This is a genomic window from Campylobacter gracilis, assembly GCF_018374135.1.
In the GTDB taxonomy this organism is placed as follows: Bacteria; Campylobacterota; Campylobacteria; order Campylobacterales; family Campylobacteraceae; genus Campylobacter_B; species Campylobacter_B gracilis_A.
This window is the reverse complement of sequence record NZ_JAHAFS010000025.1, coordinates 1-14332: the sequence shown is the minus strand read 5'-3', so window position 1 is coordinate 14332 and position 14332 is coordinate 1. Positions and strand designations below refer to the sequence as shown.

The window sequence follows — 14332 nt, the reverse complement described above, 5'->3', positions numbered from 1 at the left end:
CGAAAATCCCGATCTGCTAAATAATTCGCGTAAGCGCAGACTTGCTGCCGGCGCGGGGCTTTCGCAAGTGGAGGTGAACCGCTTTTTGAAGCAGTTCGCGGGCGCTTCGAAGCTTGCGAAGAAATTTTCGGGCAAGGGCGGCATGCAGGGGCTTGCCTCGATCGCTCAAAGGCAAAATTTACCGAGATAGCCTCTCGGTAGAGTTTGCAGATGTTTAAGTTTTAGCCATCTGCAAGTTCTAAAACTTACAAAAATTTAAGGAGAAAAAATGGCAACAGTTGTTAGGCTTACAAGAATCGGAAGAAAGAAGCAGCCTTTTTACCGCATCGTGGTAACGGATAGTAGGAAAAGACGCGACGGCGGCTTTATCGAGACGATCGGCTTTTATAACCCGTTAAAGCAGAGCGATAATATCAAATTCGACGCGGAGCGTTTGGCATACTGGAAGAGCGTAGGCGCGAAGTTAAGCGATAGGGTCGCTCAAATCACAAGCAAATAAAATGGTAGAAAATTTTATAAAAGAATACGCAAAGTTGATCGCCGACTACCCGCAGTCCGTTTCTACGCAAAAGCGGGTCGGTGAAAACTTTACCGAGATCATCGTCTATGCCGACAAGGCCGATACAGGCAAACTCATCGGCAAGGACGGCAAAATGATAAACGCCATAAAGACCGTCATCATCGGCTACAAAGCAAAAGATCCGATCAATTATAAAATTACCGTCAAAGCCAAAGATGCCTGATGATCTTTTAGAGGTCGCGAAGCTCGGTCGGACTATAGGTCTAAAGGGCGCGGTTAAAATTTTCGATCGCAGCGACTTCCCCTCCCAGTTTAAAAAAGGCGCCAAATTTTATCTGCGAAACGGCGAAATTTTAGAAATTCTATCCTTCAACGGCGCAAACTTTAGCGCTATTTTTAAAAATTACGAAAGCGTAGAAACGGCGGCAAACCTGACTAACCAAATCCTTTACCGAAGCAAAGAGGACACGCGAAAATTTTGTAAATTGCAAAAGGGCGAGTTCTTTTACTTCGATATTATCGGGCTTGAAATTTATGAAGACGGCGCGATTTTGGGGCGCGTAAGGGACATATCACAGATCGGAAGCGGCTATCTTTTTGAGGTAGAAACGGATGAAAGCTTAATCTCGCAGGCTTTGCCGAAAGAATTTTTCATTCCATACGTGGATGCCTATGTGAAAGAAATTTCGCTTAGCGAGCGTAAAATTTTTACGCAAAATGCGCGCGCAATTTTGGAAAACTCATGAATTTTATCTTTATTTCGCTGTTTGAAAATCTCATCGCGCCGTATTTTGAGGACTCGATTTTAAAGCGCGCGGTCGATAAGAAAATAATCTCGACGCATTTTTTTAACCCGCGAAATTTCACGGCAAATCGGTATAAAAAAGTAGATGATTATATGATCGGCGGCGGTGCGGGGCTTTTGATCGGTACGGAGCCGCTTGCTAAGACGATCGAACACGCAAGAGCTAAATTTAAAAACGCCAAGTTTATCTACCTCTCGCCCGCCGGTAAAAAATTTAATCAAAACGACGCCAAGCGTCTAAGCGGCGAAGAGAGCCTATGCTTTATCTGCGGGCGCTACGAGGGGATCGATGAGCGCATAGTCGAGAGATATGTAGATGAAATTTTTTGCATCGGCGATTTCGTCCTTACCGGCGGAGAGCTCGGCGCGCTTTGTATGTGCGATGCGATAAGCCGCAATATAAGGGGCGTTTTGGGCAACGAAAGCTCGCTTGTCGAAGAAAGCTTTGAAGGCGGAATTTTAGAGGCGCCCGCGTTCGCAAAGCCTGATGTTTTTGAAAATTTACCTATAGTTTCAGAGTTTTTAAAGGGTAATCACGCTAAAATGCGCGATTTAAAAAACCAAATGGCGCTATGTAAAACGAGGTTCTTCCGCCCGGATATGTACCGAAAAATCGCCAGAAATAAAGGAAATTTATGAAAAACAAGTATATCCAAGCGTTTGAGGACGCTCAGATCACAAGCAAAAGTGTGCCTGATTTCCGTGCCGGCGACACCTTAAAGGTAGCCATCAGGATCAAAGAGGGCGATAAGAGCAGAATTCAAAATTTTGAAGGTACCTGCATTGCGCGCCGCGGAAACGGCGTCAGCGAGACTTTTATCATCCGCAAGATTGGCGCAAATAGCGTCGGCGTGGAGAGAATTTTCCCGATCTACAGCGAGAGTATCGAAAGCATCGAGGTTCTAAGAAAAGGACGCGTTCGCCGCGCGAAGCTATTTTACCTACGCGACAGACGCGGTAAGGCGGCTAAAATCAAAGAGCTTCGAAAATAATCTTTTAAATTTACGCTTCCCAATTCAAAAGGAAGTTCTTTTTATAATGCGCGAGATTTTAAAAAATTTCGCGCAAAATCTACTCGCATTGAATCTAAAATTTTACAACTTTTCCATTAAAATTTTTAATTTTAAACTGCCTAAAAATCGTCTTTTTCTATAGAAAAAGATAAAATATATCCTGATTTTATTTGTGTTTAAAAATATTACTATAAAATGCAAATTTTAATTTAGAAAGCTCGCGCTAAATTCGAGAATTCGGCCGAGTAAGATTTATTCAATAAAGAGCGAGATGTGATTTTTTTAGGCATTGACGTAGGATCAACCACTGTTAAAACGGTAGTTTTAAACGAAAGATATGAAATTTTAAGCAAGAGCTACGAGCGGCATTTGGCAAAGCCAAAAGAGCTGGTGCTGGATAAAATTTTGCAAATCCAAAAAACCTATGCAGGCGAGCAATTCAGCGTCGCCATAGCGGGTTCGGCGGGTATGGGTATCGCCAAAAATTGTAAAATTCCGTTCGTTCAAGAGGTTTTCGCTACCTCGCTCGGCGTCAAGCGGATGTTTCCGAAGACCGACGTCGTAATCGAGCTGGGCGGCGAGGATGCTAAAATTTTATTTCTCACGGGCGGACTTGAGGAGCGGATGAACGGCTCGTGCGCGGGCGGTACCGGCGCATTTATCGATCAGATGACCAATCTTTTGCATCTGGATATCACAGAGCTTGACCGCCTAAGCTTTGCAGCAAATAAAATTTACCCAATTGCCTCACGCTGTGGTGTGTTTGCTAAAAGCGACATTCAGCCGCTACTAAATCAGGGCGTTAGAAAAGAGGATATTTGCGCCAGTATCTACGCCGCGGTCGTCGAGCAGACGATCTCGGGGCTTGCGCAAGGTCGCGAGGTCAAGGGCAATATCCTGTTTCTAGGCGGTCCGTTGTTTTTCCTAAAAGGCCTTCAGGCGCGCTTTAAAGAGGTGCTAAAGCTCACCGACGAAACCGCGACCTTCCCCGACATCGCGCCTTACTTCGTAGCTTACGGCAGCGCGCTGTACGCAAAAGATACAGGCGAGACGTTAAATTTGGAAGAGACGATCGCGCTTTTAAAAAAAGAGCCCGACAGGACCGCGCTGGAAGCCGAGCCGCCGCTTTTTAAAGACAGGGCGGAATTTGACGAGTTCATCGCTCGCCACGCCCGCGCAAGCGTGCCTAAGGTGGATATCCACACCTACAGCGGAGACGCGTATTTGGGCGTGGATTGCGGTAGCACTACGATCAAAGTCGTGTTGATAGGCGAAAACTACGAACTACTGTATAAATTTTACTCCTCCAATAAAGGCGATCCGGTCGATATCCTGCTGCCGCGTCTTAAGGAGCTATACGATCTTTGTGGTGACCGCATTAAAATCAAGGGTAGCGGTGTTACCGGCTATGGCGAAGATCTCATTAAAACCGCTTTTCGCTTCGATTACGGTATCGTCGAGACGATCGCGCATTACAGCGCCGCGCGCCACTTCAATCCAAAGGTCGATTTCATCATCGACATCGGCGGGCAGGACATCAAGTGTTTCTCCATTAAAGATGGCAATATTGATTCTATTGTGCTAAATGAGGCGTGCAGCTCGGGCTGTGGCTCGTTTTTGCAGACCTTTTCAAATTCTTTGGGTTACGACATTAAAGATTTCGCAAACCTAGCCCTTTTTGCAACCCATCCCGCCAAGCTCGGTAGCCGCTGCACGGTTTTTATGAACTCTTCGGTTAAGCAGGCTCAAAAGGACGGCGCTACGATCGAAGATATCAGCGCTGGACTTGCTATTAGCGTCATAAAAAATGCGATTTACAAGGTCATCCGAGTGCGAAACGCCGACGATTTGGGTCAAAACATCGTAGTGCAGGGCGGTACCTTTTTAAACAACGCTGTGCTGCGAGCTTTTGAAAAAGAGCTCGGTAAAAATGTGATTCGCCTCGATATAAGCGAGCTTATGGGTGCATACGGCGCAGCGCTTTTTGCCAAAAATAACGCAAACGAACGTACCGATATGATCAGTCGCGCAGAGCTTGAAAACTTTACCCACCGCAGCGAATTTAGCGTCTGCAAGCTCTGTACGAACAAATGCCCGCTTACGATCAGCTACTTTGGCGATACTAAATTCGTCTCGGGCAACAAATGCGAACGCGGTGCGGGCAAGGAGATCCGCCACGACATTACGAATTTATTTGAGTTTAAAAACGAGCTTTTGAAAAAATATCGCAAGCCGCCGAAGCAGGACGCACCGCGGGTCGGAATTCCGTTTGTTTTGAATATGTTTGAGATGATCCCGTTTTGGAGTGCGTTTTTTGAAAATTTAGGTATGAGCGTCGTGTTGTCGCAAAAGCCGCGAAAAGAGACGCTGTTTTTAGCAAGCCAAAGCATCCCGAGCGATACCGTCTGCTACCCGGCTAAAAGCGTGCACGGCCACATCTACGATCTGCTAAATAAGAGCGTCGATTTTATCTTTTATCCGTGTATGAGTTACAGCCTGGATGAAAACATCAGCGAGAACTGCTACAACTGCCCCGTAGTCGCATACTATCCCGAACTGATACGCGCGAACGTAGGCGCGCTGGAGGAGAAAAAATTCCTCTATCCGCACGTGGATCTTAACATGCAAGATTCGTTTTGCAAAACGATGCAGGCTGAGCTTGCGGATGCCGGGTATAAATTTAATGTCGATGCGATCAAAAACGCCGTATTTCAGGGGCTAAAGGAGCTACAAAACTATAAAAATACCGTACTGATCAAAGGTGAGGAGACCCTAAAAGAGATACAAAGCAGCGGCGCTAGCGCCGTCGTGCTAGCAGGCCGCCCGTATCATATCGATAAGACGATCAACCACGGTATCGATCGCTATCTAAATTCCTTGGGCTTTATAGTGCTTAGCGAGGACGCGCTGCCGCTTAGCAGGGTGCAGACGAAAAGCCTTAATCAATGGACTTACCACGCCAGGCTTTATAGTGCGGCGCGGTTCGTCTGTAAATACCCGCGTATGCAGCTGGTGCAGTTAGTGAGCTTCGGCTGCGGGATAGATGCGATCACGGGCGACGAGGTGCGCGACATACTGCGTCAAAACGGTAAAATTTACACTCAACTTAAAATCGACGAGGTTACGAACCTAGGTGCGGTCAAGATCCGCCTGCGTAGCCTAAAAGCGACTATGATAGAGCGCGAAAGGCAAGGCGCGCAACAAGAAGCAAGAAAGGATGCGCGCTAATGTTTGCTAAATTTACGAAAGATATGAAAGCGACCCACACGATACTGATCCCCACGATGATCGATCCGCATTTTCGCTTTATGCAAGGCGTGCTGCGCGACGAGGGTTACAAGAGCGTCTTGCTCGGCGAAAATCGTCAAAATATTGTCGAGGAGGGGCTTCGTAGCGTGCATAACGACATGTGCTACCCCGCGCTGCTCGTCATCGGGCAGTTTATCGACGCGCTAAAAAGCGGCGAGTTCGACACACACAAAGTAGCGCTTCTCATCAGCCAAACGGGCGGCGGCTGCAGAGCGAGCAACTACATAAATTTGCTTCGCAAAGCGCTTGAGGACAGCGGCTTTAGCTACGTCCCTGCGATCTCGTTAAATTTCGGCTCGCTAGATGAGAATGAATTTAGCCTCGGCAAAAAATCGCTTCTAAAGCTCTTTGCTGCGATATTTTACGGCGATTTGATGATGGGGCTGTATAATCAGTGCAAGCCCTACGAAAAGATCAAAAACCAAACGAATGAAATTTACGAACTCTGCGCCGAGCGGATCAAAAATTTGACCGATCAAAGATCGTTTTTCAATCTCAAGAAAAATTTCAAATTTATCCTCTCGCAGTTCACTAAAATCGAGCGCGATGATAAGCCGCGAGTAAAAGTAGGCATCGTGGGCGAAATTTATCTCAAATACTCGCCCATCGGCAACAACGGCCTAAACGCCTACCTCATACGCGAAAATGCCGAGCCCGTAAATACGGGGCTGATGGACTTCGTGCTTACCTGCATCTACGATGCGGTCTACGACAAGCAGCTCTACGGCAAGGGCGGTGCGGCATATTACGGCTCGCTCGCAGTCGCTAAGGTAGTGGAATTTTTCCAGCGTATGATGATTAAGCAGATTAAGCGCTTCGGCTTTCGCGCACCGAGCCCATTTAGCGAGGTTCGCGCCGCCGCCGATGGCTACATCGGTCACGGCGTGAAGATGGGCGAGGGCTGGCTGCTGACGGCGGAGATGGTCGAGTTTATGCGCCACGGTATACAAAACGTCGTGTGCGCGCAGCCCTTCGGCTGCCTGCCAAACCACATCATCGCGCGTGGAATGATCCGAAAGATCAAACAGAACTACCCGCAAGCAAACATCGCCGCTATCGACTACGACCCGGGCGCAAGCGCGGTAAATCAAGAAAACCGCATAAAGCTGATGCTTGCTAACGCAAATCGAAAGTAGTGCGCCACATATCAAAAAGGGCTTTGAAATTTTAAATTCTAAAGCCTGCCGTAAAATTTTAAAATTTAAAAGCAAGCTCGCGATGATAGTTAAATTTTGACATGCAAATGGCTCGTCTCTTTCCGCGAAATTTCCTCGAGATTTTAAAATTTTAATTTCGATAGCGTTATTGTGCTTCTTTTACCTTTTCCGTGCATTCTGGCTTTAATTCTTGCGAGATTTCATCGGAATTTTAATGCAAATCCGCGCGAAATTCTACGCGCCGCCGCCATAGAATTCCATAACACAATCCCATTTCGCCACGTCATAAAATTCTACTCTCGTTAAGGCAAAATTTAATACAATCCGTCTTTAAATTTTACGAAGGAAGCTTATGAAATTTTGGATTTGCGGCGCGGTTTTGGCGCTATGCTGTGGGATTTTTAGCGGATGCGCGAGTAAGAATTTGCCAGGCTACATGCAAGGGCGTGAGTATATCGTCGCGATGAGTGCGGCATCCAGCGGGCAGCTGCGTATGAGCGGTGAGATTTATGATTACGTATTTGATGCAAATCTTAGCGCCGTGCGTGCCAAGGTTGCAAACCTAGCGTCGCTAAATAAAGACGCGATAAGGCGCAACGTAAGTATGCTCACGATCGACAGATACAACGAGGGCAGCGATGCTGCGTATATCCAGCATGAAATCGAGCTCGTAAAATACGATCTGCCACTATCCGTGCAGGCTAAGCTGATGGACGACCCAGAGCAGCTTGAGCCAGCGTATAGCTCTACGTTTCGCTACTCTTATCTGATCGAAGGCAAATATTTTAAGCGCTTAAAAGATCACGACGAGCTACGCAGATCGCACCGTCTAAGCGTGCCGATCGAGTACCCCGCGCGTATAGCGGTCGATAGCGGGATCAAAAGCGAGCGCGATGCGAAAATGGATACCGACATACAAGGACTCATCGTAATGCCGCTAATGATGCCAGTGCTGCTTTTAGGCAGTATCCTAGGCGGCTGAAATCGGCTGAATCACGGAAGTGAAATTTTATTGATTTAAATTCTAAAGTAGTGGCGGACAGAGAGGGATTTGAACCCTGATTTTAGGGTTATTAGTAATATTTCTTATCTAAGTAGCCATTAAGCTATAAAAATATATAATGTTTTTAATGTGTATATCTACACACGAAAGTTTAAAAGATGAGTAAAGACGATAAATTAATCAAGGATTTGGAAAATAATCCCAAGAACGTAAGGTTTGAAACACTTAAAAAGTTGCTTGAAAATGCCGGTTATGTAGCTACAAACAATGGCTCGTCGCATTGGCAGTTTAGAAAACCCGGCAGAGATTTGGTAACTATACCAAGGCAAAGACCTATGAAAGTTATCTACGTTATAGAGGCTTTAAAAGCATTGAAAAAGGAAAAGAAATGAAAAAAGATAAAAGCTATTATCTAAATTTGCCTTACGAAATAATCGTAAGAAAACTTACCGATGATGAGGGCGGCGGATACTTTGCAAGGTATAAGGACTTTCCTTATATTATGGGTGACGGCGAAAATGAAGCAGAAGCAATAGCGGACGTAAAAAGTGCTTTTGACGGCGCTTTAGAGGTTATGCTCGCAAATAATGATTTCATCAAAGAGCCTAACGATAAGAAAGTTCGTGTAAATTTAAGCCTTTCGCAATCTTTGCTTAATGCTATCGACAAGGTTACGAGCAACAGATCCCAATTTTTAAGTGAGGCTGCAAATTTAAAGCTTAAAGGGATTTAGTGCATTTCGATTTGAATTATTTTGTCGGGTTCGGTGTGTAAATTTCCTAAAATCTTGCATAGTTTTAAATTTCTTTCTATCATAAAGCAGTTATCGTTTTCTTTAGATAAGATTTGAAATTCTATTGTTTCTACTCCCTTGAATATCTCTTTTACCATTTTGCCTTGTATGGATTTAGCAGCATCGTTTAGCCCTATTTTTTCATAATAGCTATCGTCTTTCTCTACTTTTACTACTCCGTTATTATTTATACTCCATATCATATCGGTTGGGATTTCTTTGTTTTTCTCTACTTTGTAAATTTTACCGCTTTTATCGAATCTCATTCTTATTTTATCGTATCTGCCAAAAATGAAATTTACGCAGCATTGAGTTTCTATCGCTTCCCACGTGCCGATTAAATTTATATTTTTGCCGAATTGATATTGTTTATTGCTCGGCGATACATTTATTTCTATGCTTTCTTTGGCTTGTAGGCTAGCGAAAGTTAAGATTGCTGTTATGATTAGTTTATTCGTCATTTGCTGCTTCTTTCTCCATCCTTCTTTTTAAAATTTTGGTTTCCATACTGCTTAGGTAGTATCTCTTTTCTATTTCCTTGAGTTGCCTAAATTTTTGCAATAGTTCCCGTTCGTAAGAATTTGTTGTATCGTCTGAAAAGTATGAGATTATTATTTTGTATAAATTGGGGTTTTGTCTTTCCCAGTTGTATAGGGTTTTTAGATCTTTGCCGATAAATTTTGCAATTTCTTTCTTATCCATTGGAAATAATTCCCTCTATTTAAAGTTTTTTTAATAAAGAATTTGCAATAATTCCCGCAGAGAATTTGCAATAATTCCATTCGCAAAGTTATTATAGCAAAATCTGTGTTTAAATTCTCGCACTATGCCGCGACAGAGTAAAGATGTCTAGGGTCGAAGTTAGGCGGGAATTCCACCCGAGCAAGTGGTAAAACTACTCTGGGCGGTTTGTGAAAATAACTCTTCCTTCCGCCCTTTAGGTTTAATCGAGTTAAGCTCAATCAAATATAAAGGAAGAGTTATGGACTACATTACGCAAGACTTTAAGGTCTCTTACGAACTTACAAAGGCTATCGCAAAAAGCGGCGCTAAAGGCGAGATGAACGGACGAGCTTATTCAAGCTCCGTAAAGCTTACCGCACGCAATCAATACGAGGAAGAAAATTCCGTTACGAATTGCGTTGATCTGAAAGAACAAGAACTTATAGTTCGTATTCTTTGTAAAGACGATCTAACAGCTGGGGTTCTTACTACGAAATTTAATCAATTTTTCAAGAACAAAGGTGTTTTGAAATTTAATGCTGGGCTCCCGTCTTTTAACAATGGCGCTTATACTCTTACTACTGATGAAGATGACGCTTACTGGATAAATTTCTTAAATAACGTTTCTCCTAAGAAATAACAAGCTTTACAAAGCCGATCCGTCCGGTCGGCTTGATAGAACTTGCAAGTTTAAAATTCTTTTTTGGAGGTTTAAGATGAAAATCTTAAATTCTGTTTTCGGCAAATTAGCGATTTTGCTCGGTTCTGTTTTTTTTGGTGCTACGCAGGCTATGGCTGACGTAACTTTTGCGGATGGCAAATTTAGTGGAACTATTGATAGCAATCCTTTCACTTCTGCCGTTGTCGTCGTTATCGGCTTAATCGGTTTGATTTATGCTGTTAAGGCTGGTCTTGCTTTGCTTAGACGCTAAATTTTACCGCCCCCTTTCGGGCGGTATTTCTTGAAAGGGTTTAAAAATGCAGATTTCGATTTTACATATGTCTCTACTTTTAAACGCTTTTTACGTGATTTTGGCGCTTTCGTTTTTTGCGGTCAAGTCTATTTTTGCAGGTTTGGATTTGTTTTCGAAATGAGCGAAGCAGAAGTTTTAAGTTTGACTGGTTTGAGCTTAGAGCGATATAGCTCCTTGATGGCGCTTAGCGGTTGTCTTTGCGGTTTTTTATTCGTCTTAGGAATATTTCTTGCAATTTCTAAGATTAAATAAGGTTTTCGGGGGTTTACGATGGAATTTATTTTAATCGATTGGATCGGCAATAAGTCGTTTGATTATTTCTTTAGCCTTTTCTTTTGGTTCGGTGTTGCAAATATCCCGTTTCAGTTGGCTTTTACGCTATTTTCGCGCCGTTGGTCTTAGGTAAACCCCATTTATTTGCTTGCCTATAAACGAAGCGAAGTGCGCACGGCGTGTAGCTTTCGGACATCCGAAAGCTGCCGCGCATAACAGGGTCGCAGGGGGAGCCGATTTTATGAGCTTGCGATTAAAATCGGGTTCGCTCCCCCTACGCAAATTTAAGGAAGAGTAAAATGCTTAATAAATTAAAATTTATCCTCTTAATTCTCTTATTTCTATCCACTCTCTCTAATGCTTTTGATCTCGGTTGTGGTTATTATATAATCCCTAAAAGTGGTGCTCCTATTGGTGGACCTATGTATAAAGAAAATGAATATTACACTTATAAGCTTGCTTTTGATACGGAGAATGAGCTTTATATGTATAAGATTAGAAAAGATGGCTCTGGCATGGAAATTTATCATTATGTTAGAGTTCAAAATAACGATGAAATATCTCTTTATAAAGAATTATCTACGCAGGTATTTTATAGGCTTGGTTGTGCTCAATCCTTTCCTACCCTTATATATCCTTTAAAGAAGCTTGATTATAGCAATGATCCTAAAATTGCTAAAGCTAAATTTATCGTTGATGTTTTTAATTACGATAGTAATTTTGCAGTGCAGCTTTGTAAGCTCGGTTATGACCTTGTCAATCATAAGTGCGCTGATGATTGCGAGCATATAACGGATAGAGAGTTGCGTTTTAATTGTGCTTGTAATAAACAATTTCCAGGTTCAGAATATACGGGTGCTTTTTCTACCGATCCAGATGTTTGTAAAACTCCTAATATTACTTTTACTCCAAAATGTTGCTTTGGTTGTGGTAATGGAAATTCTATTGTTGTGAATGCCGCTAATGAATATGCCGATTATGGCTGCAATTACGATGAAATAGATCATCTTTACTTGAACGATCCAAAAAACCCTGACGATAATAAAACTAAACCTGATAAACCTGATAACAATAGTACCAAGCCCGATAAACCCGATAATCCCGACGATAATAAGACTAAGCCCGATAAACCTAGTCAAGGTGGTGGAGGACATTCAGGCGGTGGCGGCGGTACCCCTGGTAACCCTGATAAACCGGGCGATAAGGATAAAGACAAAGATAAAAACGGCACTCATCCAGGTGGAGGAAGTGGCGGTGGTAAACCTGGTGATAAAGATGATGACGATAAAAATAACCCTAAAATGGATTTCAGCGATTATGACAAATTAACTAAGACTGTAAGCGACGGAGTAAAAAAGATTACTGATATGTATGGTGATGCTAAAAGCCAGTTACAGGGTGCTTATGACAAAATTAAAAACGGCTCTTTGAGTGATTTCAAGCCTAGCGGTTTTGTTGCTAGCTGCCCTTATACTCGCGATTTTGTTATTAAAGACGGATTGAGCAAAAAAATTACTATTGATATTTGTGCCGTAGTAAAGGACGCTCGCTCCGTCCTTTACTTTATTTTCTATGCCATATTTTCTACGATATTCTCTATTCTGCTTTTTAAAATAATTATAAGGTTGGTATAATGCCTGTTTTAGCTATTATCGGTTTTTTCGGCTCTTTCGTCAAAAAATGGGCTGCTGCTGCCGTTCGTTTTGGGGCTATGCTTGCTATTTCTACTTTTATACTTGGATTTACTATCGCTTTTTATGTAGGGCTGATGTCATTAGTTTTTATCGCTCTTAGCAAGGTCAATGCTTTAATAAATTACATAAATTCTTATGCGGGTAATACTGATGAGCTTATAGCTCTTTTCTTTAACGTTCTTAAGTCTTTGGGTGTTATAGAAGCTTTTAAGGATGTTTACACGATTTTTAAGCCTTTTTTATTTACGGCGATTTCTTTAATTGCTTTAAAAATTTTCATTAAAGGGCTTGAGAGTTTCCGTAAAACCTTGCTTTATCTCTTTATTTCTAGGATCGATTAAAATGGCTATCTCTTATCTTACCGGCATACCAAAAAGCGGTAAAACTTATCTTGCTGTTTATCAAATTTATAAGAATTTTATCGAAGTTCCTAAGCCCTCTTTTTTCGATAAATTTATCAAAAAACCTAAGAAAGCCGATAAATACACTATCTGCTGGACTAATATAAACGAATTCGACTATTCCAAAAGCGAGAAAATTAAGCCTTTGGATATTAACGATTTCAAATATAACCTTAGCCTGCTCTATGATCTTTACGTAGGCGGTGCAAATGATACAGAGCTAAACGAAAAAGCCGCAGATTTTAAGCTTAATCACTGCCTGATTGTGATCGATGAAGCCCACAACTTCTTTATCAAAAAAGGCGATGAAATTTTAACTTGGTGGCTTACTTATCATGCTCATTTGTTTCAGGATATTTGGCTTATATCACAGGATTTAAGCCTAATTGACACAGGTTACAAGGCTGTAGCCGAGTATTTTTATAGAGCCGTAGAACCTGCTCGTCGTCTTATTACCAGCCGTCTTAGGTATCAGCAGTTTATCAGTTACCGAATGAATCAAAGCGATATGATTAAGGGTGGTGGTTTTACTTTACCTGCTCTTAATGAAGTTTTTGACCTTTACGTTGCGGGTTCCAAGGAAAAAGGCTCATCCGTCGTAGTTAAATTTTTTGGCTTAGCCGTGGTGCTTTGTGTTTTTTGTTTCTTTGCGTTCTACCGCTTTTACTCGCTCTTTAAGCCTGCCGATGAGCCTGCTCCCTCCCCCGATACCCAATCCAATCAACCTATCGAAACCGGAAGCGGTAACAGCACTAAATCTTTATTTAACGCCTCTGCGCCAAATCCTAATGAGCCTCCTATCGGCTACATATACCAAATTTACTGCTTCTACGATCGTTGCTCCATTCAAAACGGCACTTACGATCACTTCGATCAGAGATACTTAAATTTTATCTTTCTGCGCTCTCCGCCTAAATTTAACGTGCGCTCGTTTAAAGGTAAAGGTATTACGTATTTTTTTGTTGGCTTTGATAAGCCCGTTTTCGATAACTTAAAAAAGGAAGAGTTAAACAATGAAAAAAGTTCTTTTTCTAGCGCTATTTATTCTAAGTAGCGCATTTAGCGAAGAAATTAAGCTAAATTTACTTGATTTCGCCAACGTTGCTAGCCACAATTCAAAAATCGATATTCTAATCAGCGATGAAATAGATCCGAATAGCTTTTATTTCTATACTGCTAAGAATTCAAACGTTACTATAAAGCACTTCCGCAAAGCCATAGAGAGCAAAGGCTTAAAGCTCATTCTAACCGACGGCTTTTACTACGTCTTTAAGCAAAATAGAGACTATGGCGATGCCAATGGTAGCATTAGTGCCGAGCGTAGGCTAAGATACCTTACCTTAGCTAATAACTCCTACGACGACGCGGATAAGATAGTAAGCAAGATGACCGATCAAAACTCAAGCTATATCCGCTCTACAAACTCCGTCGTATTTAAAGCAAGCGACGACGAATACAGCGACATAATAGATTTCGTTCAAAGAAGCGATAAAAAGCTCGAACAGGTAAATTTTAAGCTTACCATACTTGAAACCAATACCAACGATTACAAAGACATAGGCTCACACCTAAATTCTTTAGGCGACGTCGTGACCCGCTCCGATCTAAATTTCTTTATAAATTTAATCACTATGCCATACACCGCTCAAACCAACGTAGTAACTACA

Annotated in this window: 18 protein-coding genes and 2 pseudogenes; 18 read left to right on the top strand and 2 right to left on the bottom strand. The window is 42.4% G+C overall.

Annotation, left to right across the window (positions count from 1 at the left end; translation table 11 throughout):
- The 12 genes and pseudogenes from KH703_RS09555 to KH703_RS09500 all read left to right on the top strand — a co-directional run.
- Positions 1-190, top strand: a pseudogene (locus KH703_RS09555) (signal recognition particle protein); the annotation flags it as partial.
- A gap of 78 nt (positions 191-268) precedes the next feature.
- Positions 269-499 carry a 30S ribosomal protein S16 gene (rpsP, locus tag KH703_RS09550; protein WP_291939688.1) on the top strand — a complete coding sequence of 77 codons (231 nt, stop codon included), beginning with the start codon at positions 269-271 and terminating at the stop codon, positions 497-499.
- 1 nt (position 500) lies between these two features.
- On the top strand, positions 501-743 hold the full coding sequence (locus KH703_RS09545) for a KH domain-containing protein (RefSeq protein ID WP_005873158.1): 243 nt from the start codon (positions 501-503) through the stop codon (positions 741-743).
- Positions 736-1266 (top strand): ribosome maturation factor RimM, encoded by a 531-nt coding sequence (gene rimM / locus KH703_RS09540; RefSeq protein ID WP_304295639.1) that lies wholly within the window; start codon positions 736-738, stop codon positions 1264-1266. The genes KH703_RS09545 and rimM overlap by 8 nt, the downstream gene beginning before the upstream one ends.
- Positions 1263-1964, top strand: a complete 702-nt coding sequence (trmD, locus tag KH703_RS09535; RefSeq protein WP_304295638.1) for a tRNA (guanosine(37)-N1)-methyltransferase TrmD — start codon at positions 1263-1265, stop codon at positions 1962-1964. The genes rimM and trmD overlap by 4 nt, the downstream gene beginning before the upstream one ends.
- Entirely contained in the window at positions 1961-2317 is a 357-nt protein-coding gene (gene rplS / locus KH703_RS09530; protein ID WP_005873155.1) for a 50S ribosomal protein L19, read from the top strand. The genes trmD and rplS overlap by 4 nt, the downstream gene beginning before the upstream one ends.
- Before the next feature lie 294 nt (positions 2318-2611).
- Positions 2612-5566, top strand: coding sequence for an acyl-CoA dehydratase activase (locus KH703_RS09525; RefSeq protein ID WP_304295637.1), 2955 nt, complete (start codon positions 2612-2614; stop codon positions 5564-5566).
- Positions 5566-6783: a 2-hydroxyacyl-CoA dehydratase gene (locus tag KH703_RS09520; RefSeq protein WP_304295636.1), complete on the top strand. Its 1218-nt coding sequence runs from the start codon at positions 5566-5568 to the stop codon at positions 6781-6783. The genes KH703_RS09525 and KH703_RS09520 overlap by 1 nt, the downstream gene beginning before the upstream one ends.
- Positions 6761-6883 carry a hypothetical protein gene (locus KH703_RS09515; RefSeq protein ID WP_304295635.1) on the top strand — a complete coding sequence of 41 codons (123 nt, stop codon included), beginning with the start codon at positions 6761-6763 and terminating at the stop codon, positions 6881-6883. The genes KH703_RS09520 and KH703_RS09515 overlap by 23 nt, the downstream gene beginning before the upstream one ends.
- Positions 6884-7156: 273 nt before the next feature.
- Positions 7157-7786, top strand: a complete 630-nt coding sequence (locus KH703_RS09510; RefSeq protein WP_304295634.1) for a hypothetical protein — start codon at positions 7157-7159, stop codon at positions 7784-7786.
- A gap of 179 nt (positions 7787-7965) precedes the next feature.
- Positions 7966-8199 (top strand): type II toxin-antitoxin system HicA family toxin, encoded by a 234-nt coding sequence (locus KH703_RS09505; RefSeq protein WP_304295633.1) that lies wholly within the window; start codon positions 7966-7968, stop codon positions 8197-8199.
- A complete protein-coding gene (locus tag KH703_RS09500; protein WP_304295632.1) occupies positions 8196-8540 on the top strand; it encodes a type II toxin-antitoxin system HicB family antitoxin in 345 nt (114 codons plus the stop codon). The genes KH703_RS09505 and KH703_RS09500 overlap by 4 nt, the downstream gene beginning before the upstream one ends.
- On the opposite strand, the gene KH703_RS09495 is transcribed toward KH703_RS09500, so the two are convergent.
- Both KH703_RS09495 and KH703_RS09490 read right to left on the bottom strand, forming a co-directional pair.
- Positions 8537-9061: a hypothetical protein gene (locus KH703_RS09495; RefSeq protein WP_304295631.1), complete on the bottom strand. Its 525-nt coding sequence runs from the start codon at positions 9059-9061 to the stop codon at positions 8537-8539. The two genes, KH703_RS09500 and KH703_RS09495, sit on opposite strands and share 4 nt — an antisense overlap.
- On the bottom strand, positions 9051-9302 hold the full coding sequence (locus KH703_RS09490) for a TetR/AcrR family transcriptional regulator (protein ID WP_304295630.1): 252 nt from the start codon (positions 9300-9302) through the stop codon (positions 9051-9053). The genes KH703_RS09495 and KH703_RS09490 overlap by 11 nt, the downstream gene beginning before the upstream one ends.
- A gap of 280 nt (positions 9303-9582) precedes the next feature.
- Between KH703_RS09490 and KH703_RS09485 the strand changes: the two genes are divergently transcribed.
- The 6 genes and pseudogenes from KH703_RS09485 to KH703_RS09460 form a co-directional block, all read left to right on the top strand.
- Positions 9583-9963 (top strand): hypothetical protein, encoded by a 381-nt coding sequence (locus KH703_RS09485; RefSeq protein ID WP_304295629.1) that lies wholly within the window; start codon positions 9583-9585, stop codon positions 9961-9963.
- Positions 9964-10039: 76 nt separating this feature from the next.
- Entirely contained in the window at positions 10040-10255 is a 216-nt protein-coding gene (locus KH703_RS09480; protein WP_297964779.1) for a hypothetical protein, read from the top strand.
- 614 nt (positions 10256-10869) lie between these two features.
- The gene (locus tag KH703_RS09475; RefSeq protein ID WP_304295628.1) at positions 10870-12204 is read left to right on the top strand and encodes a hypothetical protein; all 1335 of its coding nucleotides are present in this window, start codon (positions 10870-10872) and stop codon (positions 12202-12204) included.
- Complete coding sequence (locus KH703_RS09470; protein WP_304295627.1) at positions 12204-12605, top strand: hypothetical protein; 402 nt, start codon at positions 12204-12206, stop codon at positions 12603-12605. Before KH703_RS09475 ends, KH703_RS09470 begins: the two co-directional genes overlap by 1 nt.
- 1 nt (position 12606) lies before the next feature.
- A complete protein-coding gene (locus KH703_RS09465) occupies positions 12607-13719 on the top strand; it encodes a zonular occludens toxin domain-containing protein (RefSeq protein ID WP_304295626.1) in 1113 nt (370 codons plus the stop codon).
- Positions 13679-14332 (top strand): annotated as a pseudogene (locus tag KH703_RS09460) (hypothetical protein); the annotation flags it as partial. The gene KH703_RS09465 and the pseudogene KH703_RS09460, both read left to right, overlap by 41 nt.